22 protein-coding genes are annotated in these 22,384 nt (G+C 73.5%); 11 read left to right on the plus strand and 11 right to left on the minus strand.

Translation table 11 applies throughout. The features are described from left to right. Window positions 1–12: 12 nt before the first annotated feature. The 3 genes from ACIPJI_RS17500 to ACIPJI_RS17510 all read left to right on the plus strand — a co-directional run bounded on the left by ACIPJI_RS17500 (window position 13) and on the right by ACIPJI_RS17510 (window position 2,022). Entirely contained in the window at window positions 13–417 is a 405-nt protein-coding gene (locus ACIPJI_RS17500; RefSeq protein ID WP_402247093.1) for a glyoxalase, read from the plus strand. Between the two features lie 103 nt (window positions 418–520). Next, on the plus strand, window positions 521–1,357 hold the full coding sequence (locus ACIPJI_RS17505) for a MurR/RpiR family transcriptional regulator (RefSeq protein WP_356618350.1): 837 nt from the start codon (window positions 521–523) through the stop codon (window positions 1,355–1,357). 101 nt (window positions 1,358–1,458) lie between these two features. Then, window positions 1,459–2,022 carry a hypothetical protein gene (locus tag ACIPJI_RS17510; protein ID WP_402247094.1) on the plus strand — a complete coding sequence of 188 codons (564 nt, stop codon included), beginning with the start codon at window positions 1,459–1,461 and terminating at the stop codon, window positions 2,020–2,022. 8 nt (window positions 2,023–2,030) lie between these two features. On the opposite strand, the gene ACIPJI_RS17515 is transcribed toward ACIPJI_RS17510, so the two are convergent. The 6 genes from ACIPJI_RS17515 to ACIPJI_RS17540 all read right to left on the minus strand — a co-directional run bounded on the left by ACIPJI_RS17515 (window position 2,031) and on the right by ACIPJI_RS17540 (window position 6,197). Beyond that, window positions 2,031–2,402: a hypothetical protein gene (locus ACIPJI_RS17515; RefSeq protein ID WP_307706779.1), complete on the minus strand. Its 372-nt coding sequence runs from the start codon at window positions 2,400–2,402 to the stop codon at window positions 2,031–2,033. A 111-nt stretch (window positions 2,403–2,513) separates the two neighbouring features. Next, the gene (locus tag ACIPJI_RS17520) at window positions 2,514–2,900 is read right to left on the minus strand and encodes a roadblock/LC7 domain-containing protein (RefSeq protein WP_307706778.1); all 387 of its coding nucleotides are present in this window, start codon (window positions 2,898–2,900) and stop codon (window positions 2,514–2,516) included. 79 nt (window positions 2,901–2,979) lie between these two features. Beyond that, window positions 2,980–3,753, minus strand: coding sequence for a transcriptional regulator (locus ACIPJI_RS17525; protein WP_402247095.1), 774 nt, complete (start codon window positions 3,751–3,753; stop codon window positions 2,980–2,982). Continuing rightward, complete coding sequence (locus ACIPJI_RS17530; RefSeq protein WP_307706775.1) at window positions 3,750–4,151, minus strand: hypothetical protein; 402 nt, start codon at window positions 4,149–4,151, stop codon at window positions 3,750–3,752. The genes ACIPJI_RS17525 and ACIPJI_RS17530 overlap by 4 nt, the downstream gene beginning before the upstream one ends. 218 nt (window positions 4,152–4,369) lie before the next feature. Next, window positions 4,370–4,834, minus strand: a complete 465-nt coding sequence (locus ACIPJI_RS17535) for an SRPBCC family protein (protein ID WP_402247096.1) — start codon at window positions 4,832–4,834, stop codon at window positions 4,370–4,372. Between the two features lie 46 nt (window positions 4,835–4,880). After that, entirely contained in the window at window positions 4,881–6,197 is a 1,317-nt protein-coding gene (locus tag ACIPJI_RS17540) for a diaminopimelate decarboxylase (RefSeq protein ID WP_402247097.1), read from the minus strand. Between the two features lie 109 nt (window positions 6,198–6,306). Between ACIPJI_RS17540 and hutU the strand changes: the two genes are divergently transcribed. From hutU to hutI, 4 genes are all read left to right on the plus strand, one after another. Further along, window positions 6,307–7,965, plus strand: coding sequence for a urocanate hydratase (gene hutU / locus ACIPJI_RS17545; protein WP_307706772.1), 1,659 nt, complete (start codon window positions 6,307–6,309; stop codon window positions 7,963–7,965). Between the two features lie 110 nt (window positions 7,966–8,075). Beyond that, window positions 8,076–9,266: an allantoate amidohydrolase gene (locus ACIPJI_RS17550; RefSeq protein WP_402247182.1), complete on the plus strand. Its 1,191-nt coding sequence runs from the start codon at window positions 8,076–8,078 to the stop codon at window positions 9,264–9,266. Next, window positions 9,257–10,594: a formimidoylglutamate deiminase gene (locus ACIPJI_RS17555; protein WP_402247098.1), complete on the plus strand. Its 1,338-nt coding sequence runs from the start codon at window positions 9,257–9,259 to the stop codon at window positions 10,592–10,594. Before ACIPJI_RS17550 ends, ACIPJI_RS17555 begins: the two co-directional genes overlap by 10 nt. A 17-nt stretch (window positions 10,595–10,611) precedes the next feature. After that, a complete protein-coding gene (gene hutI, locus ACIPJI_RS17560) occupies window positions 10,612–11,859 on the plus strand; it encodes an imidazolonepropionase (RefSeq protein ID WP_402247100.1) in 1,248 nt (415 codons plus the stop codon). 57 nt (window positions 11,860–11,916) lie between these two features. On the opposite strand, the gene ACIPJI_RS17565 is transcribed toward hutI, so the two are convergent. After that, complete coding sequence (locus ACIPJI_RS17565) at window positions 11,917–12,798, minus strand: NmrA family NAD(P)-binding protein (protein WP_402247102.1); 882 nt, start codon at window positions 12,796–12,798, stop codon at window positions 11,917–11,919. A 123-nt stretch (window positions 12,799–12,921) separates the two neighbouring features. Between ACIPJI_RS17565 and ACIPJI_RS17570 the strand changes: the two genes are divergently transcribed. From ACIPJI_RS17570 to ACIPJI_RS17585, 4 genes are all read left to right on the plus strand, one after another. Next, a complete protein-coding gene (locus tag ACIPJI_RS17570) occupies window positions 12,922–13,611 on the plus strand; it encodes an aspartate/glutamate racemase family protein (protein ID WP_402247103.1) in 690 nt (229 codons plus the stop codon). Between the two features lie 192 nt (window positions 13,612–13,803). Then, on the plus strand, window positions 13,804–14,883 hold the full coding sequence (locus ACIPJI_RS17575) for a GNAT family N-acetyltransferase (RefSeq protein ID WP_402247184.1): 1,080 nt from the start codon (window positions 13,804–13,806) through the stop codon (window positions 14,881–14,883). 121 nt (window positions 14,884–15,004) lie between these two features. Further along, window positions 15,005–16,312: a glycosyltransferase gene (locus ACIPJI_RS17580; protein ID WP_402247186.1), complete on the plus strand. Its 1,308-nt coding sequence runs from the start codon at window positions 15,005–15,007 to the stop codon at window positions 16,310–16,312. A gap of 1 nt (window position 16,313) precedes the next feature. Beyond that, complete coding sequence (locus ACIPJI_RS17585; RefSeq protein ID WP_402247105.1) at window positions 16,314–17,111, plus strand: polysaccharide deacetylase family protein; 798 nt, start codon at window positions 16,314–16,316, stop codon at window positions 17,109–17,111. A gap of 13 nt (window positions 17,112–17,124) precedes the next feature. On the opposite strand, the gene ACIPJI_RS17590 is transcribed toward ACIPJI_RS17585, so the two are convergent. The 4 genes from ACIPJI_RS17590 to ACIPJI_RS17605 are packed head-to-tail and all read right to left on the minus strand — an operon-like array spanning window position 17,125 to window position 22,209. After that, entirely contained in the window at window positions 17,125–18,183 is a 1,059-nt protein-coding gene (locus ACIPJI_RS17590; RefSeq protein ID WP_402247107.1) for a glycosyl hydrolase, read from the minus strand. Beyond that, window positions 18,180–18,611: a hypothetical protein gene (locus tag ACIPJI_RS17595; RefSeq protein ID WP_307706764.1), complete on the minus strand. Its 432-nt coding sequence runs from the start codon at window positions 18,609–18,611 to the stop codon at window positions 18,180–18,182. Before ACIPJI_RS17595 ends, ACIPJI_RS17590 begins: the two co-directional genes overlap by 4 nt. Next, the gene (locus ACIPJI_RS17600; protein ID WP_402247108.1) at window positions 18,608–20,467 is read right to left on the minus strand and encodes a glycosyltransferase; all 1,860 of its coding nucleotides are present in this window, start codon (window positions 20,465–20,467) and stop codon (window positions 18,608–18,610) included. Before ACIPJI_RS17600 ends, ACIPJI_RS17595 begins: the two co-directional genes overlap by 4 nt. Then, on the minus strand, window positions 20,464–22,209 hold the full coding sequence (locus ACIPJI_RS17605) for a lipopolysaccharide biosynthesis protein (RefSeq protein ID WP_402247188.1): 1,746 nt from the start codon (window positions 22,207–22,209) through the stop codon (window positions 20,464–20,466). Before ACIPJI_RS17605 ends, ACIPJI_RS17600 begins: the two co-directional genes overlap by 4 nt. Window positions 22,210–22,384 lie beyond the last annotated feature (175 nt).

A 22,384-nucleotide genomic window follows, 5' to 3' on the forward strand; every position in this document is an offset into this window, starting at 1 on the left:
GGGGAGGCGACCATGAGCACAGAGAGCACCGCGCCGACCGCCGAGTACGTCCTCGGCGGCCTGCACCACGTCCAGCTGGCCGTCCCGCCGGGGTCGGAGGACCTCTGCCGCCGGTTCTGGGGCGATGTGCTGGGCATGACCGAGCTGGAGAAGCCCCCGGTGCTCGCCGCCCGCGGCGGTTGCTGGTTCCGCGGCGGCGGTCTCGAGGTCCACCTCGGTGTCGAGCAGGACTTCGCCCCCGCCCGCAAGGCGCACCCCGGCATTCTCGTCCGTTCGCTGCGCGCCCTCGCCGAGCGGCTGGAGGAGTGCGGACACGAGGTGACGTGGGACGGTGAATTCCCCGGCCACGACCGCTTCTACGCCCACGACGACGTCGGCAACCGGCTGGAGTTCATGGAGCCGCGGGCCGCGTCCTGAACGACTGTCGTGCGCCTCGCCTTGCCCGCTCTGCATATCGTCATGCAGAGTTCATGGTGAGTGAATAGGACAACCGACGAGTGGGCCGGACGAGGGGGATGGCATGAGCGACAGCCCTGCCGCACGACTGCAGCAGCTGTTCGAGGGGCACCGGCTCACCCCCACCCAGCGTCGCATCGCGCACTGCATGGTCCGCCGTGCCGCGGACGTGCCGTTCCTGTCCAGCGTGGAGCTCGCGGAGCTGGCCGGCGTCAGTCAGCCGTCCGTCACCCGGTTCGCCGTCGCGCTCGGGTTCGACGGCTATCCCGCGCTGAGAAGGCATCTGCGCGAGGTCGTCCCGCCGGAGACACCCGACACCGGCGACACGTACAACGAGTACCAGCAGGCCGTGCAGGCCGAGATCGAGAATCTGCGGCACCTGGCCGCCATGCTCGCGGAGCCGGCGCCCGTGGAGCGGGCCGGCCGGCTGCTGGCGGCGTCACGGCCGCTGCCGGTGCTGGGCCTGCGCGCCGCGTCGTCGCAGGCCAGGGGCTTCGCCTATTTCGCGGCCAAGGTGCATCCGGACGTACGGCTCCTCGACGAGGGCGGTTCGATGCTCCTCGACCGGATCGACGCGGCGCGGCGGGCGGGCGCGAGCGCGCTGCTCTGCTTCGCCCTGCCGCGCCACCCCAAGGAGGTCGTGGACGCGCTGGCGTACGCCCGCTCCGCGGGTCTGACGGTGGTGACCGTCGCCGACTCGGCGTTCGCCCCGGTCGCCGCCCACAGCGATCTGCTGATCCCGGCCGCCGTCGGCACCGGACTGGCCTTCGACACCGCGTGTGCGCCGATGCTGCTCGGGAGGGTCCTGCTGGAGGCCATGTGCGACGGTCTGCCGGACGCCCAGGCGCGCCTGGAGGACTTCGACGTGCAGGCGGCGGAACGCGGTCTGTTCGCGGAGTGAGCCGGGCCTGGCCGCTTTCTGACGGTGTTTCTCAGACGACACTCATGTACGGCCGCTAACCTCCGCGCCCACGGATCGGATCTGCCGGAGGGAGCACGGACGTGGGGCGCGGGACGCAGTCGCTGGCGCGGGTGGCGGTGGTCGTGAGAGCCGGGGCGGCGCCCCTGTGGTGGCTGGGGGTCCTGGCCGCCGGGACCGGGCTGCTGCTGCCCGGACTCACCGGACGCCGCATCGGGGTCCTGGCCGGGGCGGCGCTGTTCCTGATCACCGCCGCCGTGGTCGCCCTCGTGCGCCGCGGCCGGTACACGCATCTCGCGGACTGCGCGACCCGTGCCGGCCGGCACGACGTCCTCCAGGACCGCCGGGTGACGCTGCGGGTGGTGCGGCGGGCCCGGCGCTGGTGGCTGCTGCTCGCCTTCCTGGCCGCCGTGGCGAGTTCCCTGGTGCTGCCCGCCGCGGGCGGTGCGGTGCTCGCCGGTGCGGGAGCCGGCCTGTGGCTCAAGGCCGTGTGGCTGGGCCGGCGCGAACGCGCCACGGAGACGCTGCTGTGGCTGCGTACGGACCGGCTGGCCGAGGGACCGGTCGGCAAGCAGGTCGAGGGCTTCCGTACCACCGGCATCGCCGCCGGCGACGCCGCGCCCGGAGGGGCGCGGCGCCGGCGCTGAGGGACGGCTCAGATGTCCAGTTCGGCCTCGATCTTCTTCAGCTGGTGGCGGGCCATCGCAAGGTTCGAACGCTCCTTGTCCAGCGCCAGGTAGAGGAAGAGACCGTTGGAGCCACGGCCCTTCATCAGGCGGATCAGGTGGTACTGCGTGCCGAGGGTGATGAGGATGTCCTCGATCTCGTCCTTGAGTCCCAGGTGCTCCATCGTGCGGACCTTGGAGCGGACCACGTCCGTGTTCCCGGCGGCGGCGACGGTGAGGTCGAGTTCCTTGCCGCCACCGATGGTGCCCAGGGCCATGCCGCTGGTGTAGTCGACGAGTGCGGCGCCGATGGCGCCCTCGATGGTGATGGCTTCCTTCAGCGCTGTTTCGGTGTTGGCCATGGCAGGCGCACTTTCCTTCCGTCGGTTGGTTGTTCTCGCGGTGGTGCGGGTGGAACGGGGGGTGCGAGGTGCTCGTGCGGGTGCTGGTTCTTCGGGGGTGGCGGCCATGTGTCAGACGTTCTCCGGTCGTTCGAGGGCGGCGTCCACCAGCGCCCCGATACGGGCGCCGGCACGACGGGCCTCGAGATGGAGCCGGCCCACGTTGATGCGTGGCTCGGCCAGGACGGTGAGCACGGCCGACGAGCCGGCCGCGTAGGTGGCGACGTAGCCCGCCTCGCCCCGGACGAGCAGCTCCTTGAAGCCGCCCTGCCCGGTGGCCTCGGTCAGCCGCAGCGCGACTCCGAGCGCGGCGGCGGTGAGCGCGGCGACGCTCTCCGCCTCCGCCGTGTCCGCCGCCAGCACCAGGCCGTCGACGCTCGCGGCGAGCCCGCCGGTCAGCTGCGGCACGCGGGCGCGCAGCCTCTTGAGTTCACCGAGCACCTCGGTCTCGGCCGTCATGAGCTGTCTCCTCTCGGCGCGCAGCCTCAGGGCGCGCCTCATGACGGTGTGCACAGGGCCCGGTGGGTCGTGCGGTGGGTCACAGGCTTGCCTCCAGAGCGTCGCGGAGCCGGCGTAGCAGGGCGATGTCCGGGTCGACGGCGAAATCGGCGACCCAGGCGGGCAGCGGGGCCGGATCGGGTGCGGCGGGGTCCGACGGTGTCTCGACGAGCCCCGCGGCGGCCATCCGCCGTACCTCGAGCAGGGTGTTGAAGGCGGGCCGCCCGACCGCCCGGGCGATCGCCGACGGGGTGCGCACACCGTCGGCGAGCTCCAGCAGCGCCCGCTGCCGAGGGGTGGCCGTCGCGCCGTGGCCGGGCGGGCGGCACCGCAGGGGCGCGGTGTCCACCTCGGAGTGCGGCCACACGGAGTCGAGGAGACCGCGCCGCCGGCGTGCTTCCCGGGCGACCGCCACGGCGGGCACGGGACGTACGGCGCCGATCCAGTGGGCGACGCCGTAGCGGAAGCGGGTCGGCCCGCTGCCGGGCGCCAGGGCGAAGAACGCCGCGTCATGAAGGGCGCCGAGGTGGCAGATCTCCATCTCCCCGCCGGCGACCTGCCCGCTGTCGACGAGGAAGCGGGCGACCTCGCGGCGGGCGCCGGCCCTCGCCACGGCCTCCTGCCAGCCCTCGGGGGCCAGTCGGCCGCCGGCGGTCAGCAGCACCTCGATGCCGGGTGCGGCCGGGCTCTCCGCGTGCACGACCTGCCCGTCCACGAGGTAGAGGGCGCCGTGGTCACGGACCAGGACGCCGGTGGCCCGCTCCTCCGCCAGCCTGACGAGCATGGGGGAGACGGCCGTGGGCGCTGCGGTCATCCGAGGACCAGCCGCTCTGCGAGGTCCGCGAGGCGCAGCCGGGCGAGCGCCAGATTCCCGGTCTCCCGGTCGAGCCAGAGATGCAGGAACACACTGCTGTCGAACGTGGTCTCCACGAAGCGCACCACGTGGTAGCCGGTGCGCGTGGTGACGATGAGGTCCTCGACGGGTAAGCCCTTGACGCCGTCCGGTGCCGTTTCCTCCTCGGGCGCGAAGGTCGGGTACTCGGCGGCCATCCTGGCCAGTTCGGCGGTCTCCGCCGCGGTCGCCTCGTGGTCACCGCCGGGGGTCTCCCCGATGCTGCCGAGGGCGAGACCGCTGGTCCAGTCCACGATCGCGGCCCCCCGGGCTCCGGGCACCACCATGGCCTGCAGCAGACACTCGTCGATTCCGGGCACGCGGACTCCCCTCCCCGCCTCGGTGTGCCGCGCACGAACGCGGCAGTGACGGAGAGGTTACGCAACGTGCCACCTGCTGGGGTGACTTCTGGCATTTTCCAGCGGAACATGCGCGCGCCCGATAAAGTCCGCTCTCTCCCCTCCGTCGTCGTTCTCCGCGCGGCGGCACGGGGGCGGTGTCATGACGGTGAGGCCGGCGGGCGGACCGTGCTGCCCCGTCAGCGGGTCCGGTGCTCCACCGCGGCGGCGACGTCGTCCAGATCCCTCACGATCGCCTTGCGGACGGCCCTGGCGCCGAGCCTGCCGAAGACCTTGGCGAGCAGTCCCGTGAAGCCGCCGGGCGGCTCGGCGCGGAACGTCAGCCGGACGGTCGTCGCCTCCGGGCCCGCGGTGAGCAGTCTGAACTCGGAGACGTAGTGGGTGCCTTGGGAATCGGCCTCCACCACGTAGCGCTCGGGCGGCTCGCTGGCCGTCACGTACATCTCCTCTGTGGCCTCCTTGCCCAGCATCCGCCGGGTCTCCCGCCATCGGGTGCCCACTCCGAAGTCGCCCTCGCTCAGCACCTCGACCCGCTCCACGCCGCTGAGCGTGCGCTCCCAGCCCCGGATGTCGGTCAGCGCCTGCCACACGGGACCGGGCGGGGCGAGGATCAGACGCTCGACGACGACGCTGCTGGTAGCCATGGGTCCATGGAACCACCGGGGTCCGGCAGCCGCCCCCGCTGCACGGTCATCGGCCGAGCAGCGCGTCCCGCCGGGACCCGCCGGCCTCCGCGACGATGGATTCGACGCTCTGGGCCGTCCGCACGGTGGCGAACCGCACCTCGCCGTCCGCTTCGGTGAAGCCGTGCACGGCGGTCCTGGGCAGGCTGTTGTAGCCGTAATGGCTGGAGAAGTAGTAGGCGCCCGTGTCGAGGGCGGCGATCACGTCGCCCGACTCCAGCAGTGGCAGGGCCCGCTTCTCGGCGAGCAGATCACCCGCGAAGCACGCCGGCCCCGCGACGTCCTGCTCGACACCGGGCCCCGCCTTGGGGAGCCCCTTGGCGTCGTACGCGGCGATCCGCAGCGGCCAGGACAGCGGGTCGTAGACGGTACGGGTGGCGACCTGGACGCCCGCGTGGGTGACGGCGATGGGCCGGGAACCGGCGGACTTGGCGTACTCGACCCGGGCGAGGACGGTGCCGTGCTTGGCGAGCAGGGAGCGGCCGAACTCGGTGACCAGGCCGTACCGGCCGTCGAGCAGGCCGGGGACGCGCTCCCTCAGCAGCGCGGTGTAGTCGGCGAAGGCGGGGGTGTGCTCCTCGGACGCGAAGTTGACCGGCAGGCCGCCGCCGATGTCGATGGTGTCGATCTGCCGACGGCCTGCCGCCGCGTTGATCTCCTCGGCGAGTTCGTACACCGCGAGGACGCCCTCTGTCATCCGGGTCAGAGCCATGCCCTGGGAGCCGGAGTGGGTGTGCAGCCGGGTCAGCCAGGGCCGCTCGAGACAGGCGCGGACGACCCGCTCCCGTGAACCCTCGTCGCGCAGGGTCACGCCGAACTTGGACGTCGGTGTCGCCGTCGACAGGGCGCCGATGGAGCCGCCGCCGACCTGCGGGTTCACCCGCAGGCCCAGCGGCGGGACGGTGTGCCCGGCGGCGACGAGGTCGTCGACGCGCGCCAGTTCCTGCCAGTTGTCGGCGTTGACGGCGATGCCCAGGCCGAGGGCCTCCCGCAGCTCCGCGACCGTCTTGGCCGGGGAGTCGAGCACGATCGAGCCGGCCGGCACTCCGGCGGCCCGGGCCAGTGCCAGCTCGCCCGGGCTCGCGACCTCCGCGCCCATGCCCTCGGCGTGCAGCAGCGCGAGGACCGGCACCAAGGGGGCGGCCTTCACGGCGAAGGCGTGCAGCACCGGCGCGTCGGTGACGGCGGCGAAGGCGGCCCGCAGCGCCGCCACCGACGAGCGGATACCCGCCACGTCGATCAGGGCGGTCACGGGCTGGTCCTCGGAGAGAAGTCCCTGTTCCACGGCCGCTCGTACGGCCCGGTCCCGGCGGTCGACAGTCATGTGCGCCAGCCAATCACCCGGCGGTTCGCGCCGCAGCTGTTGACTACATCTATTCAGGAAGTAAGTATGTGAATAGAAAATCCACACATCTTCGCGAGGAGGCAACGCCATGTCAGGACCCCGCCCCGTACGGGCACCGCGCGGCAGCGAACTGAGCGCCCTGGGATGGCAGCAGGAAGCCGCGCTGCGGATGCTGCAGAACAACCTCGACCCCGAGGTCGCCGAGCACCCCGACAAGCTCGTCGTCTACGGCGGCACGGGGAAGGCCGCGCGTGACTGGCGTTCCTTCGACGCGATGGTCCGCACGCTGCGGACGCTGAAGCAGGACGAGACGATGCTCGTCCAGTCCGGCCGCCCGGTCGGCGTCATGCAGACCCACGAGTGGGCGCCGCGCGTGCTCATCGCCAACTCCAACCTGGTCGGCGACTGGGCGAACTGGGAGGAGTTCCGCCGCCTCGAGCAGCTGGGCCTGACCATGTACGGCCAGATGACCGCCGGTTCCTGGATCTACATCGGCACCCAGGGCATCCTCCAGGGCACCTACGAGACATTCGCCGCTGTGGCCGCGAAGAAGTTCGGCGGCACGCTCGCGGGCACGATCACCCTCACCGCCGGCCTCGGCGGCATGGGCGGCGCCCAGCCGCTCGCCGTCACCATGAACGACGGCGTCGCGATCTGCGTCGACTGCGACCCGCGCGCCATCGAGCGGCGCATCGAGCACCGCTACCTGGACGTCAGGGCCGACTCCCTGGAGCACGCACTCCAGCTCGCCGTCGAGGCACGGGACGCCCGCCGCCCGCTGTCCATCGGCCTCCTCGGCAACGCCGCCGACCTGCTGCCGCGGATGCTCGCGGAGGGCGCGCCGATCGACATCGTCACCGACCAGACCTCCGCCCACGACCCGCTGTCCTACCTGCCCGTCGGCGTCGACTTCGACGACATGGCCTCGTACGCGGCGAAGGACCCGGCCGGCTTCACCACCCGTGCCCGTGAGTCGATGGCGACCCACGTCGAGGCCATGGTCGGCTTCATGGACGCGGGCGCCGAGGTCTTCGACTACGGCAACTCGATCAGGGGCGAGGCCCAGCTCGCCGGCTACGACCGGGCGTTCGCCTTCCCCGGCTTCGTGCCCGCGTACATCCGGCCGCTGTTCTGCGAGGGCAAGGGACCCTTCCGCTGGGCGGCACTCTCGGGCGAGGCGTCCGACATCGCCAAGACCGACAAGGCGATCCTCGACCTCTTCCCCGAGAACGAGTCCCTGCACCGCTGGATCAAGATGGCCGGCGAGCGGGTCCACTTCCAGGGCCTGCCGGCGCGCATCTGCTGGCTGGGTTACGGCGAGCGCGACCGGGCGGGCGAGCGGTTCAACGACATGGTCGCGAGCGGCGAGCTGGCCGCCCCGCTGGCGATCGGCCGGGACCACCTCGACTGCGGTTCCGTCGCCTCCCCGTACCGCGAGACCGAGGCGATGCTCGACGGTTCCGACGCCATCGCGGACTGGCCGCTGCTGAACGCGATGGTGAACGTCGCGTCGGGTGCGTCGTGGGTCTCCCTCCACCACGGCGGCGGGGTCGGCATGGGCCGTTCCATCCACGCCGGTCAGGTGTCGGTGGCGGACGGCACGAAGCTGGCGGGCGAGAAGATCCGCCGCGTGCTCACCAACGACCCGGGGATGGGCGTGATCCGCCACGTGGACGCGGGCTACGAGAGCGCCGAGTCGGTCGCCGACGCCAAGGGCGTCCGTGTGCCGATGCGGGAGGACTCGTGACGAGCGAGGGCCGCCTGGGCCCGTCCGGTCCCGCCGCCGGGACCGGCACCGGGTCGGGCACAGGCGCCGCGGGGACCGGCGGCGGCGCCGCCGCGGGGTCGTTCCACGAGATGTGGCGCGACCTGCGCCCCATCGGCCGCGACGCGTCCACCGGCGGGTACCGCAGGTACGCCTGGACCGCCGCCGACGCAGACTGCCGGTCGTGGTTCAGGGCGCAGGCCGAGTCCCGCGGCCTCGCCTACGAGACCGACCGCAACGGCAACCAGTGGGCCTGGCTCGGCGACCCCGCCCAGGGCGACGCCGTCGTCACCGGTTCGCACCTCGACTCCGTACCGGACGGCGGAGCCTTCGACGGCCCCCTCGGCGTCGTGACCTCCTTCGCCGCACTCGACGAGCTGCGCCGCAGGGGAGTGGAGTTCACCCGGCCCCTCGCCGTCACCAACTTCGGTGACGAGGAGGGCGCCCGGTTCGGGCTCGCCTGCGTCGGCTCCCGGCTGAGTGCCGGGCAGTTGACACGGGAGAAGGCGTACGAACTCCGTGACGCGGACGGCATCAGCCTTCCGCAGGCCATGGAGGCGGCCGGATACGACCCGGCCGCCATCGGCCCCGACCCCGAACGCCTCGCCCGGATCGGCGCGTTCGTGGAGCTGCACGTCGAGCAGGGCCGTGCCCTGGACCTGTCCGGTGACGCCGTCGGTATCGCGTCCGCCATCTGGCCGCACGGCCGCTGGCGGTTCGACTTCGCCGGTGAGGCCAACCACGCCGGCACCACCCGGCTCGCCGACCGGCGCGACCCGATGCTGACGTACGCGCAGACCGTTCTCGCCGCGCGCCAGGAGGCGCAACTCGCCGGCGCGGTGGCCACGTTCGGAAAGATCTCCGTCGAGCCGAACGGCGTCAACGCCATCCCGTCCCTGGTGCGCGGTTGGCTGGACTCCCGCGCTCCCGACCAGGCCACCCTCGACACGGTCGTCGCCGCCGTCGAGCAGGCGGCGCGGGAGCGCGCCGAGCGCGACGGCGTGGATCTCTCGGTCGTACAGGAGTCGTTCACGCCGGTGATCGAGTTCGAGCACGCCTTGCGCGACGAGCTGAACAAGATCCTCGGGGGCGCCGTCCCCGTCCTCGGAACAGGCGCGGGACACGACGCGGGGATCCTCTCCACGTCCGTCCCGACCGCCATGCTGTTCGTACGCAACCCCACCGGTGTCTCGCACTCCCCGGCCGAGTCGGCTGACGAGGACGACTGCGTGGCCGGGGTTCTCGCACTCGCCGACGTACTGGAGGGCCTGGCGTGCAGGTGACCACGTACTGGCTGGAACACGCCTGGCTCGGCGCCCGCGCCGAGCCGGGCGTGGCCCTCGACGTGACGGACGGCCGGATCACCGCCGTACGGCAGGGGGTCGAGACGCCGCCGCCGGGCGCTGAGGTGCTGCGCGGCTTCACGCTTCCCGGCCTCGCGAACGCCCACTCGCACGCCTTCCACCGCGCGCTGCGCGGCACGGTGCAGGTCGGCTCCGGGACCTTCTGGACCTGGCGGGAGGTGATGTACGACGTGGCCGTTCGCCTCACCCCCGACTCGTACTTCGCACTGGCCCGCGCGGTCTACGCCGAGATGGCGCTGGCCGGTATCACCGCGGTCGGTGAGTTCCACTATCTGCACCACGCGCCGGGCGGTGTCCCGTACGCCGATCCCAACGCGATGGGCGAGGCGCTGATCGCGGCGGCCGGCGAGGCCGGAATCCGGATCACCCTGCTCGACACCGCCTACCTGTCCGCCGGTTTCGGGGAGCCCCCCACCAGCCACCAGCTGCGCTTCTCCGACGGCACGGCGGACGCCTGGGCCCAGCGGGCCGACTCGCTGAAGGACGGCGGACACGTACGGATCGGCGCCGCGATCCACTCCGTACGGGCCGTGCCCGCCGAGCAGCTGCCGACGGTCGCGTCCTGGGCCGCCGCCCGCAACGCGCCCCTGCACGTCCACCTGTCCGAGCAGACGGCGGAGAACGACGCCTGCCTCGCCACGCACGGCCGCACCCCGACCCGGCTGCTGGCCGACCACGGTGTGCTCGGCGCCCGCACCACCGGCGTCCACAACACCCACCTCACCGACGACGACATCGCGCTGCTCGGCGGCACGACGACGGGCACCTGCATGTGCCCGACGACGGAACGCGACCTCGCGGACGGCATCGGCCCCGCCCCCGCCCTCCAGGCGGCCGGCTCGCCGCTGTCCCTCGGCAGCGACAGCCACGCGGTGATCGACCTGTTCGAGGAGGCCCGTGCCATGGAGTTGAACGAGCGCCTGCGTTCGCGCACACGGGGCCACTGGACGGCGGCCGCGCTGCTGCGGGCCGCCACCGCCGACGGACACGCCGCACTGGGCTGGCACGAGGCGGGCCGCCTCGAGCCGGGCGCGCTCGCGGACTTCACGACCGTCGCGCTGGACACCGTCAGGACAGCGGGGCCGCCACCGCGTCTGGCAGCTGAGACAGCGGTATTCGCCGGGTCGGCAGCGGATGTGCGCCATACGGTCGTCGGCGGTCGCCATGTCGTACGGGACGGGGTCCATGCCGCCGTCCCCGACGCGGCACGAGCTCTGACGGACGCGATCGCCGCACTGCACGGCTGAAGGAGGCACCTCGCATCATGAACAGCGGCCACGAGACGACGAACAACGCCCCGGCGACGCCCGCCCCCGCGACGACGAACAGCGCCGTCGCGGCGACGGCCACCGTCATCACCAACATCGCCAGCCTGGTCACCAACGACCCCTCCCTCGGTGACGGATCCCCCCTCGGACTGATCCAGGACGCGGCCGTCGTCATCGACGGCGACCGCATCGCCTGGATCGGTGAGAAGAGCAAAGCACCCGCCACTGACAACCGGCTCGACGCCGGCGGCCGGGCGGTCGTCCCCGGCTTCGTCGACTCGCACTCGCACCTCGTCTTCGCCGGTGACCGCACCGCCGAGTTCAACGCCCGGATGTCCGGGCAGGCGTACGCCGCGGGCGGCATCCGGACCACCGTCGCCGCGACCCGGGCGGCGAGCGACGCCCAGTTGGACGCCAACGTCGCCCGCTATCTCGCGGAGGCCCTCCGGCAGGGGACCACCGTCATGGAGACCAAGTCCGGTTACGGGCTCACCGTCGAGGACGAGGCGCGGGCCCTGCGGATCGCGGCCGCGCACACCGACGAGGTCACCTACCTCGGGGCGCACATCGTGTCCCCGGACTACGCCGACGACCCGGCGGCCTACGTCGCCCTGGTGACCGGCGAGATGCTCGACGCCTGCGCGCCGTACGCCCGCTGGGTGGACGTCTTCTGCGAGAAGGGCGCGTTCGACGCGGACCAGGCGCGGGCCGTCCTCACCGCGGGCAAGGCGCGGGGACTGATTCCCCGCGTGCACGCGAATCAGCTCACCTACGGTCCCGGCGTGCAGCTCGCCGTCGAGCTGGAGGCCGCGTCCGCCGACCACTGCACCCACCTCACCGACGCGGACGTGGACGCGCTCGTCAACAGCGCGACGGTCGCGACGCTGCTGCCCGGCGCCGAGTTCTCGACCCGCGCCGAGTGGCCGGACGCCCGCCGGCTCATCGACGCCGGCGCGACGGTCGCGCTGTCGACGGACTGCAACCCGGGCTCGTCGTTCACCTCGTCGATGGCGTTCTGCGTCGCGCTCGCCGTACGCGACATGGGGATGACGCCCGACGAGGCGCTCTGGTCGGCGACGGCCGGCGGCGCGGCGGCCCTGCGCCGCACGGACGTGGGCCGCCTCGGCGTCGGCGCCCGCGCCGATCTCGTGCTGCTGGACGCGCCGAGCCATGTGCACCTGGCGTACCGGCCGGGCGTTCCGCTGGTGAGCGAGGTGTGGCGGGCCGGCCGTCGCGTCGCGTAGGCCGCAACCGGACCGGCCCGCGCGAGGCGTGGGCCGGTGCGGCAGAGGCCGGCCGGCTCAGTGCGCCCCGGGCAGAAGGTGCCGCCAGCTGCCCGGGTGCGCCACCAGATAGTCGTGCAGCCCCTGTGCGGGGTGACCCGTCAGCCGGGGCACCGCGTCGGAGACGGTGGCCATCTCTCCCCGCGCGATCGCCTCGTACGAGCTGACCCAGCCCGTCACCTCCCAGTCCTCCGCGCCGTACCCGGCCCTGGAGGCGTACGCCTCGTCGTGGGACTCGAGGTGGTAGCGGACGGTGCGGCCGGTGACCTCGCTCAGCGTCTTCGCGGCCTCGGCGAGGGTGAAGGCGTCGGGGCCGGTGAGGTCGTACACGACCCTGTCGTGCGTGCGGGTCCCGTCCAGCAGCACGGCCGCCGCCGCGTCGGCGATGTCGTCGTGGGCGACGGCGGCCACCCGGCCCTGGCCGCCCGGACCGCGCAGCACCCCGTCCTTGCCGGTCATCGAAGGGAACGCGGCCAGATAGAAGTTGTCCCGCAGGAAGGTGTGGCGCACCCCGCAGGAGCGGATGTACTGCTCGGTGTGCCAGTGGTCGCGGGCGAAGGTGAACGTCGCGTCCGGCGCCGCGCCGACGAACGACACGTACACGATCCGCTCGACACCCGCGGCGACCGCCGCGTCCACCGCCGTGCAGTGCTCCTTCACCCGGTCCGGAGCCTCGTGCGCGGAGACCATGAACAGTGTCTGCGCCCCGTCGAGGGCGCGCCGCATCGCCTCGCCGTCGCCGTAGGAGGCGGGGTGGGCCACTGTCGCGCCCGGCAGTTCGGGCAGCCGGGTGGGATCGCGGCCGATCAGCCGCGTCGCGGCGTCCGCGCCGGAGAGCCGGCGAGCCACCCGGCCGCCGATGCGGCCGCTCGCTCCGGTGACTGCGATGACTGGGAGCATGACGGTGTCCTCTCCTGCTGGGATGCGCGGCCTCTCCGCCCGTGACGCGCGGTCCGGCCGGTGTGCCCACCAGTCTCGCGGGCGCCGGCGGCCCGCTGGTGCGCGACATGCGACAGTGGGCGGATGCGAACCATCGGGCTGATCGGCGGCATGAGCTGGGAATCCAGCGCGGAGTACTACCGGCTGCTCAACGAGCTCGTACGGGACCGGCTCGGCGGGCTCCATTCGGCGCGATGTGTGCTCCACTCCGTCGACTTCGCGGAGATCGAGGAGCTCCAGACGGCCGGTGAGTGGGAGCGTGCCGGCGAGATCCTCGCCGCGGCCGCCCGAGGTCTCGAGGCCGCCGGCGCGGACCTGCTGCTGATCTGCACCAACACCATGCACAAGGTCGCCGGCCAGGTCGAGGCAGCGGTCCGGGTGCCGCTGCTGCACCTGGCCGACGCCACCGCGGACGCCGTCAGGGCCCGTGGCCTCACCCGCGTCGGCCTGCTGGGCACCGCCTTCACGATGGAGCAGGACTTCTACCGAGAACGCCTCGCCGGGCACGGGCTCGAGGTCCTCACCCCGGACGCCGAGGGGCGCGCGCTGGTCCACCGGGTGATCTACGACGAGTTGTGCCTCGGCGTCGTACGGGACGAGTCCCGCGTCCGCTACCAGAAGGTCATCGGCGAGCTGGTCGACGCCGGAGTGGAGGGTGTCGTCCTCGGCTGCACCGAGATCGAGCTGCTGATCGGCCCCGGCGACAGCCCTGTGCCGGTGTTCCCCACGACCAGGCTGCACGCGCTGGCGGCCGTCGAGGCCGCGCTGGCCTGATCCCGGACGGGAGCCAGGAGGACCGGCCCCGCTCCGGGCGACGGACCGCGGGGGCGCGCGGGCGAACCGGCACGCGTCAGAAGAAGCGTGACGCTCCCTACCGTGTCGGTATTTCGGCCGGTACCGTCGCTCTCCTGGGGGCGAGCTTGTTGAAAGCTCAAGGGCAAGGGCGGGGGGGTCGAGTTGAGCGATGTGCGGATCAGTGTCGTGACGCCGGGGGAGCTGGGCGCGAGCCAGACGGAGGCGTGGCGGCAGATGCGGGCGGATGCGGAAGCGCCCGCGAACCCGTTCATGGAGCCGGAGTTCACCCTCGCGGTCGGCCGGGTGCGGGCGCCGGCGAGAGTGGCCGTGCTGCGGCAAGGCGGGGAGCCGGTCGGCTTCTTCCCTTACGAGCGGGGTCCGTTGGGCCGTGGCCGGGCCATCGGCCTCGGGGTGTCCGACTGCCAAGGAGCGGTCCTGCGGCCCGGTCTGGGCATCGATCCGCGCGAGCTGCTGCGGGCGTGTTCCCTGGCGGCCTGGGAGTTCGACAACCTCGAGGCGGGCCAGAAACTGTTCGAGCCGGACGCGGCGGACGCGTTCGGCTCGCCCGTCGTCGACGTCGCCGCCGGATACGCCGCGTACGAGGAGCAGCTCCGGAAGCGGTCGCCCAAGTTCCTGCGGACCACGCTCGCGAAGGAGCGCAGGCTCGGGCGGCAGGCGGGCGGGCTCCGGTTCGTCCTGGACGAGCGGGACCCGGGAGCGCTGCGGACGCTGATGTCCTGGAAGTCCGCCCAGTACCGCAGGACCGGCCGCAGGGACCGCTTCTCGCAGCGGTGGATCAGCACCCTCGTGCGGCAGCTGCACGAGTCGAGGGCGGCCGGCTGCCGGGGGACGCTCTCGGTGCTGTACGCCGGTGACCGGCCGGTCGCCGCGCACTTCGGGCTGCGGTCGCGCACCGTGCTGTCCTGCTGGTTCCCGGCGTACGAGCCCGGGTTCGCCAAGTTCTCACCCGGCCTGATCCTGCATCTGAGAATGGCGGAGGCGGCGGCCGGCGAGGGCATCGCGCTGCTGGACCTCGGCCGGGGGGCCGCCGAGTACAAGGACGCCCTGAAGACCGGCGAACTGCGCGTCCACGAGGGTGCGACCCTGCGGCCGGGGCCACGAGCCGCGCTGTACTGGCTGGGCCGCGAACCGGTGCGTCGGGCCCATGGATTCGTCCGCGACCACCCGCCGCTCGCCGCGCAGGTCAGGCGGACGCTGAACCGGGTGGGCCGGCTGCGGGGGACCCCCTGACGCCGGACGCGGCCCCCCAGGGGCACGGCCCGGCAGCGCACGTACGCACACCAGGGGGACACGCATGCTGAGCAGATCATTACGGCCCGCCCCGCCCGGCCTGCCGCGGCCGCCGGCGCCGATGCGGGTGGCGGAACTGGACCTCGACGGCCCCGACGGGCGGGTCCTCGCCTTCGGTCCGGCCCCGCCGGGGCAGGCTCGCGGACTGCCGGGCACCCCGCTCCAGGCCGAGTCGGCGTCCGCTGCGGCGGACGACGTCTTCGCGCTGGTCCGCCTCCGCGGGCGGCCCGTCGCCACCGTGGTGTGCCGCGTACCGCCCGGGCGCAGGGCGGTCGACGCCGTCGCCGTCGCCGCCCGCGCGCGGCTCGCCGGCCGGGAGCCGCCGGCCGCGCCGCCGCACGGCGACCTGCCGCGTACCAGCGTCGTGGTCGCCACCCGCGAGGGCGCCGGGCGGCTCGCCCGCGCCCTCGACTCGCTGCTCGCCCAGGACCACCCGGAGTACGAGATCGTCGTCGTCGACAACGCCCCGCTCACGACCGCCACCCGCGAGCTCGTCGAGAACAAGTACGGCGGCCTGCGGACCGTACGCGTCCGGTACGTCAGCGAACCCGTGCCGGGCCTCGCCGTCGCCCACAACCGGGGCGTCGCCGTCGCCGACGGCGCGGTGCTCGCGTTCACGGACGACGACGTGGTCGCGGACCCGCACTGGCTCACGTCGCTCACCGCGCCGTTCGCCGACGACCCGCGGCTCGGCTGCACGACCGGCCTGATCCTTCCCGCCCGGCTGAGCACCCCGGCGCAGATCCTGCTGGAGAGCCACGGCGGCTTCGCCAAGGGGTTCACGCCGCGGACGTACGACCCGCTGCGCCCGCCCGCCGACCAGCCGCTGTTCCCGTTCACCGCGGGCAGCTTCGGGTCGGGGGCCAACATGGCCTTCCGGGCCGCCGTGCTGCGCGGGCTGGGCGGCTTCGACCCGGCCACCGGCACGGGCACGCCCGCGCGCGGCGGCGACGACCTGTACGCGTTCGTCTCCGTCCTCGCCGCGGGGCACCGGCTGCGCTACACGCCGCAGGCGCTGGTGTGGCACCACCACCGTGAGACGTGGCGGGACCTGGCCGGGCAGGCGTACGGCTACGGCGCCGGACTGACCGCCGCCCTGACCGCCCTGCTGGTCCGCCGCCCGTCGCTGCTGCCCGCACTGCTGCGCAGATTGCCGGCCGGCCTCGCCCACGCCCGTGCGATCACCGCATCCCGGGATGCCGGCACGGGCGGGGTGCCGGGGCTGCACGGGGCCACGGAGCATCCGTGGCCGCGCCATCTGTCCCGGCTGGAACGCCGCGGGATGCTCCTCGGCCCGCTCGGATACCTACGGGCCCGGCTGCGGCTGCGCGGCTTCGAACTGCCCGACGTCGCGGCGGGGAGGCACTGACATGCCGGACGCCGTCCCGGTGCTGCTCTACCACGCCGTCATGGACGATCCCCCCGCCTGGATCGCCGAATTCACCGTCACTCCGGCGCAGTTCGGGGCGCACCTCGACGCCGTCGCGGCGAGCGGCCGCACCCCGGTCACCGTCGGCACGCTCGTGGACGCGCTCACCGGCGGCGGCCCGCTGCCGGAGCGGCCCGTCGTCCTCACCTTCGACGACGGTTTCGCCGATCTGCCCGGGCCGACCGCGGAAGCGCTCGCCGGCCGCTGCATGCCGGCCACCGCGTATCTCACCACCGGTGCGCTCACACCCGGCCGGACCAGCCTGTTGCCGCCCGCGCCGATGATGACCCTGTCCCGGGCGCCGCTGCTGGAGCAGTACGGCATGGAAGTGGGCGCGCACACCGTCACTCATCCGCAGCTCGACACCCTGCCGCCCGCCGAACTCGACCGGGAACTGCGGGAGGCGAAGGACGACTTGGAGGACGTGCTGGGCCATGAGGTGACGCATCTCGCCTATCCGCACGGCTACAACAGCCGTGCCGTTCGCAGGGCGGCGGTCGCGGCGGGCTACACGTCGGCCGCCGCCGTGCGGCACGCGTTGAGCTCCCCGGCCGACGAGGCGTACCGCATCGCCCGCCTCATCGTGCGCCGCACCCACACGGTGGCGGACGTCGAGGCGTGGATGGACGCAGGGGGCGGTGTGCCCGTCGCGCCGTTCCGCGACGGGCTGCCGACGGTGGGCTGGCGGCTGTACCGGCGTGCCCGCGCGGTGGTGCGGGGGCGGCGGTTCGCGGGCTGACCCCAGGGGCGGCTCAGCCCCGAGGCACGGGCTGGCCGAAGTACGGGTCGGACACGGCGCGGCGCAGGCCCTGCCAAGAGGACTCCCGCGCGAGCGACAGGTCGCAGGCGGGCCCGGGATCGCGATGGTTCCACTGGAGCGCGGCCCGCACCCCGTCCAGTTCCTTCACCACGCCCGGGACCGCGGCGTACCACTCGGCCTGAGCGCCGGGGCGGGCCGGATCGTCGGCCGTGCCGAACTCGGAGAGCATCAGGGGCTTGTCGCGGGAGATGTGTTCCCTGATCCACCGGTGGGACGCGGTCTGCGTCTCCTCGAAGCTCTTCCAGGACGTCCGGTGGCATCGGAAGTAGTTGTACTGGTTGTAGCCGATCCAGTCGACGTACGCGTCGCCCGGATACAGCCGCGGGAACAGTGCCGCGTGACCGGTCCAGCCGGTGACGACCCAGGTCCAGACGACGTTTCGGACGCCCAGCTCACGGAACCGGTCATAGATGTGGCGGTAGGCGGCCACGTACTCCTTGGGCGTCCCCGCGGCCGGGGTGCGGGTGTCCATCTCCAGGTCGAACGAGAGGAACACCTTCTTCCCGTACGCCTTGATCCGCCGCGCCTGCACGTCGACGACGCTCCCGTCCAGCTGTCCCGCCGCGATCTGCCGCCAGGTCGGCTGCTGTTCCGGCCGGCCGTTCCACCACTTGCTCTCCCACGACAGCAGCAGCAACCGGTCCCGGCCGACGCGCTGTTCCTGCTCGGTCAGCAGCCGGCCCTCGAGGCCGTCGGTGGACATGTCGTGGTAGGCGTACACGATGTCCAGCCGGCGTCCCAGCCGCTTCTCGTATGCGAGGACCTTCTCCTCCAGGTCGGTCTTGTCGTGCCGGACGTAGGCGCCGAACCAGGCACCGCAAGGGGGTACCAGCAGTTCGGTGGCGCGGCACCGGGGACTGTCGGGCGAGGGCGGGGCGCTGTCCCCGGGTCCCGCGAAGGTGAGCGCGAGCACTCCGCAGAGCAGCACCGCGGACACCACCGCCACCCAGGGCCGGCGGTGGTGCCCCGGCACCGCGGCGGTGCCCTTCACGTGACGGACCCCTTCCGCGGCGGGGAGGCGGAACGGGCGGCCGGCGTCCGGCCGGTGACCTGCGGGCAGCACGCGGCGAGCGTGGTCGCCGCGGCCAGCAGGACCAGGAGCCGCAGTCCGCTGAAGGCGCCGGCGGCGAGCAGCGCGGTCGCGCAGAGGACCGCCGCGCTCACACTCAAAAAGAGCGCCAGCACGAGCTGCTCCAGCCGGTCGGAGTCGCGGGTGAAGCCGTCGTCCTGGGCGGCCGCGCCGTAACGGCGCAGGGCGGGCGCGCAGACGCGCACGACGGCGGCGCCGGGGCCCGCGAGGAGGAACGCGACGACCGGCAGTGTGCGCAGCGGCGAGGCGGCGGGCAGCGCGGTGGCGGCCACCGCGCACCAGCCCACCAGCGGCGGCAGCAGCCGGAATGTGAGCGACCCGGGTCTCATGGTGTGCTCCCTGTCGTGGGCCTGAGTGCGTAGACGACGCCGGCGCTGTTGCCGCCGACCCGCTCGAACAAGGGCGAGTCGGCGACGGACCGTTCGATGCGCCGCAGTTCGGCGGCGCCGAGCATGCCGTTCATCTCGGAGCCCGCGATCTGGCCCCTCGTGAGCAGGAAGTACGCCCGGCCCGGCGGGGCCACGTCCGCCATGTCGCGGGCGAGTGTGCCGGCCGGGTCGTCGAGGACCTCCCGCACATGGCTCTTTGCGTCCTCGAGGAACCAGTAGTGACCGACCTCTCCGTACGAGGCGTACGCCAGCGGGTAGTTGCGGTGCGCGGCGACGACGAGCGAGCCGGGCGGAGCGCCGTCGATCACCTGCCGGACGAGCTCGACCTCGTCCGGCGGGAAGTAGCTGAGCCGGTCCTTGCCCGCGTAGGCGGGCACGAACGCGGCGGTGAGCACGAGCAGCGTGGTCCCGGCGAGCACGGTCCGCCGCCGCCCGCCACGGGCCGGTCCGGCGGCCGGGGCGTCGGGGGCGGTGCTCGCCGCCGCCGGGGGCAGCAGGGCCGCTGCCGCGAAGAAGCACGCGCCGGGCAGCATGAACAGCAGCACCCGGAAGATCATCTCGCTGCCGTAGTCGTTCGCGACGAGCATCAGCAGCGGGACGGCGGTGAGCAGCAGCAGAGGCCGGGCCCGGGTCCGCAGCGTCGTCCGCCGCAGCACGCCGAGCGCGGCGAGCAGCAGCACCGCCCCCGACAGCAGCCGGGCCACCCACGACACGGCCACCGGGCCGGTCCCGGTCGGCGTCGATCCGTATCCCGTCTCCAGATTGCCGCGCACGTCGCCGAAGGACCGGAGCATCTCGGGCACCGCCTCGCGCAGGAAGGGCAGCGAGACGGTCAGGTTCCAGGCCAGGAAGACCACGGCCAGCACCGCCAGTGCGGGCAGCGCCCACACGCGGCGGTCGCGGATCAGACACAGCGCGGCGAGCCCCGCCCCCAGCATCACCGGTGTGAGCTGGTGCGATACGACGACGGCCGCGATCGGCAAAAGCAGCAGGGCCGTCCACAGGAGGCGGCCCCCGGGCCGTGCGCCGTCCCCGGTCCGGCCGCCGCGGCGCAGCACGACCGCGATCACACCGAGATACAGGGCGAGTGCGAGGGACTGCGGCGAGAAGTAGTCCTGGCCGACCCAGTTGGCGACGTGGAACAGCCAGACGGCCGTCCAGAGGAGTCCGCGGTCCTGGGTGAAGGTGCGGTAGACCAGCAGGAGCGGAGCGAGCAGCAGCAGGCTCGAGAACAGCGGCCACCAGGCCATGAAGGCCGCCGCGCTCTCCGCGCCCGTGAGCCGTACGAGCCCCGCCTGCGCGGCGAAGAAGCCCGGCCACTGGTCGTGGACGGCCATGTCACCGAGCCGCTCCGCCGTCGTCTCCAGCCGGCCGGCGGACAGCAGATGCTCCACGACCGCGTCGTGCTTCCACGCCCACGCGTACAGCGCGGTCGGATAGACCAGCGCCTGGGTGGCCCGCTCGAGCAGCAGCAGCCCCAGCACGTACGCCGCGGGCCACCCGCCGCCGCGCGCCGGATCGCGCACGCAGTACCAGAAACCGCCGGTCAGCAGCGCCAGAGCCGCCCAGTACGTGACCGGCAGCGCACCGACCAGCCCGAAGTCGCCGAGCTGGGCCGGGTCGGTGCGCACCACCGAGTGCGCCCACAGGGCGAGCGCGCCCGCGAGGGGCAGCGCCGCGCCCCAGGGCACGCGCCGGCGCACGCCCACGGGGTCGGCGGCGGGCGGGCCGGACGTCTCCGCCGTGGGTCCGGCGTCCGAGGTGACGGGCAGGTGCACGCTTTTCCCCCAGGTCATTCGATACGGCGGTGTCGGCGACGGTGCCCGCGCAGCGCGGCGAGAGCCGGCACCACGCACAGCAGGGACAGTTGCAGCGGGAACAGGAGGGCGTCGACTTGCTCCCGCACGGCCCTCCCGCCGGCGAGGAGCAGCAGAAGGACGGCCCACCGGGCGACGCCCGGCAGCCGGACGAGCCACAGGATCACGAAGACGGCACAGAGGCACAGGAGTTGCCCGGCGGCGGTCCGCAGACCGCTCCACGGCGCGGTGTGGAGCGCGGCGAACGTGGCGAGCAGCCCGCCGCCGAGCAGCCCGGGCTGCGGCGCCGGCAGGGCGGCGGCCGCGACCTGGACGACGAGGAGCAGCGAGAGACCCGCGAGGCTCAGCGCCGGCAGGGCCCACGGCCAGTCGACGTGGCCGGCGGCCGGCCGGTGCGCCAACGGCGTCCAGAACAGGCCCGCGCCGAACCCGAGGAACAGCCACAGCACGGTGACCGCCCACTCCTCGCCGACGCGCGCATGGGCCCGGGCCGCCCGGACGCGGAGGCCGGGGCGGGGCGGGCGGCCGCCGGCGAGGACCGCACGCAGCCCCGGCACGCACACCAGCGCCATCGCCGTCATCGACAGCAGCACCGCCCAGCCGGCCCCCGCGATCCCGGCCGGGCCCAGCAGCAGTGCCGCACTGCCGAGGACCAGCGCGCACATGGCGGCCTGGAGCAGGGCCAGCACGCCCGTACGCCCCTGGACCCGCAGGACGCCGATGTACAGCTCCACGGCGACCCGGGGCAGGGCCGCCGCCGCCAGCAGCCGCAGCACGGTGGTGCCGTGCGCCGCGTAGTCCTCGCCGAAGGGCGCGAGGATCTGCGGGGCGAACACGACGAGGACGACCACGACCGGGACGAGCAGCATCGCCATCCGGCGCAGTGCGCCGCGCACCCCCGCGGCCAGGGTCTTTGGACTGTGCGAGGCGTGCGCCGTCAGCGAGGAGGCCATGTTGATGGCCATGAACTCCATCGTCCCGCCGACGGTGTAGGCGATGTAGAAGAAGCCGTTGTGCGCGGCGTCGAAGCTGACGGCGACCATCACCGGAAGCAGGTTGATCATCGCCAGGGAGAACAGCGATCCCACCGAGTCGCCGGCCAGGAAACGGCCGATGTCGCGCAGACTCGGCGGCTCACGGTCGTGGTCGGCCGCAGCCTGCCGTGGGATCAGCCGGCGAAAGACCATCCAGCCGAGCGGCAGGACGGACAGGGCGATCGCGACGGCCCAGGACACGAAGATGCCGAGCACCGGCAGGGCGCCGGCGAACACCACGAGCAGCAGCAGCTTGCCGACGGAGAACACGGTGTTGCCTACCGGCACCCATACGGCTCTGCGCAGGCCGGTGAGCACCCCGTCCTGGAGGGTGAGCAGCGCCCAGCCGACACAGGACGCCGTGAAGACGGCTCCGGCGGCCAGGCCCCCGAGCGGCGCGTACGAGGGGCCCCACAGGTCCAGCGTGAAGAGGAACGCGACGGACGCCAGGCACACGACGAGCGAGCTGAACGCGTACGCCCGCCGCACCAGCGGCCCGGTCCCGCGCCCGGCCCGGGGCACGTACCGGACGACCGCGCCGATCATGGTGGTGGCGGTGAGCGAGGAGAGGAGCCGCATCGCGGCGATGGCGGCGGACCCCTGCCCGACGGCCTCCTGCGTGTAGTGGCGTGCGGCCACCAGCCAGAATCCGAGTCCGAGCGCGGCGGACACCCCGGTCGAGAGCATGAGCGCGTAGGCGTTGCGGAACAGCGAGTCACCGGCGCCGTGCCCGGGTGCGCCGGCGTGCGCCTCACGATCGCCCGCCGGCGGGCCGCCGGCCACCTTCTCGCCGCCGCCCGGCCGGGCCCCGAGGGGCGGCACGGCCGTCGCCGTGTCCGCGCCCTCGCCCGTTCCGGGAGCG

Origin of the sequence: Streptomyces sp. NPDC086835, assembly GCF_044745705.1 — a bacterium.
Classification (GTDB): Bacteria; Actinomycetota; Actinomycetes; order Streptomycetales; family Streptomycetaceae; genus Streptomyces.